Genomic DNA, 1,443 nt, shown 5'->3' with positions numbered 1-1,443 from the left:
CAAAAAATGTAGAAATCTATATCAGAAAAGTAGCACCGTTAGGAGATCCAGTTCAAATCAATTTGAGAGGATACGAGTTGAGTCTTAGAAAAGATGATGCAGAAAATATTTTAATAGAATTGATAAATAAATAATTAGGAGGACTTATGTCAATTAGAATTGCTTTAGCAGGCAACCCTAATAGTGGTAAATCTACTATGTTTAACGCATTGACAGGATCCAATCAATATGTTGGTAACTGGCCAGGCGTTACTGTAGAAAAAAAAGAGGGAACCTTAAAAAATAACAAAGATATTAAAATTACCGACTTACCGGGAATTTACTCGCTTTCTCCATATACTTTGGAAGAAGTTGTTAGTAGAAATTACTTAATAAATGAAAAACCAGATGTAATTATTGATGTTGTGGATGCTTCAAATATTGAAAGAAACTTGTATCTTACAACACAATTATCTGAAATTGGAATTCCAATGGTTTTGGCATTTAATATGATGGATGTCGTTAAGAAAAATAACGATAAATTAAACACAAAACTAATATCTGAAAAATTGGGAATTCCAATAGTTGAAGTATCAGCACTTAAAAAATTAAACTTGGATGAATTAATTGAAGTTGCACAAAAACAAGTGAAATCTCAACATGAATCGATAAAATCATTTAGTGATGAAATTGAAAATGTGCTTACTGAAATAGAAAATAGTGTAGAATCCATTAAAAATTCTGAATCAAAAAGATGGTTTGCTGTAAAAGCTTTGGAAAGAGATGAAAAAGCATTACAAGCTGTTCATATCACTGATGAAGAAAAAGCAAAAGTTGAAGAAATTGTTTCAAAAATTGAAGAAGAATACGATGATGATGGTGAATCCATAATTACAGATGAAAGATATACATTCATTACTTCAGTAATTTCAGATTCTGTACAAAAAGGAAGATCGGGATTAACAACTAGTGATAAAATTGACAGGGTGGTTACGAATAGATTTTTGGCATTACCAATTTTCGTATTGATAATGATAGCCGTTTACTTTATTGCGGTAAAGGTTGTTGGTGGTCCTCCATTCCACGATTGGTGGGCAGATACTGTGATGGGAACTGCATTAGCTGATTTAGCTACAAAAGGATTAGAAGCAATCGGAACTAGCGAATGGGTAACAAGCCTTGTTGTAGATGGTATTGTTGCCGGCGTTGGTGCAGTATTGGGATTCTTGCCTTTGGTTGCAACGTTGGAATTATTGTTAGCTATTTTAGAAGATATAGGATACATGTCAAGAATAGCATTTATGTTGGATAGAATGTTCAGAAAATTTGGTTTATCTGGTAAATCATTTATTCCAATCTTAATTGGTACTGGTTGTTCAGTTCCAGGAATTATGGCAACAAGAACTATTGAAAATGAAAACGACAGAAAAATGACTATAATTGTTGCATCATTTATGCCTTGCG

Annotated in this window: 2 protein-coding genes; both read left to right on the top strand. The window is 32.3% G+C overall.

From position 1 onward, the window contains the following. On the top strand, window positions 1–134 hold a 134-nt coding region (locus tag KHW44_RS09590), incomplete at its 5' end, for a FeoA domain-containing protein (protein ID WP_304068882.1). Window positions 135–146: 12 nt separating this feature from the next. After that, window positions 147–1,443 (top strand): ferrous iron transport protein B (feoB, locus tag KHW44_RS09585; protein ID WP_304068880.1); only part of this gene is annotated, 1,297 nt, incomplete at its 3' end.

Source organism: Finegoldia magna (assembly GCF_018371055.1).
In the GTDB taxonomy this organism is placed as follows: Bacteria; Bacillota; Clostridia; order Tissierellales; family Peptoniphilaceae; genus Finegoldia; species Finegoldia magna_I.
The sequence above is the reverse complement of the archived record's forward strand: the minus strand, read 5'-3'. Positions and strand labels throughout refer to the sequence as shown.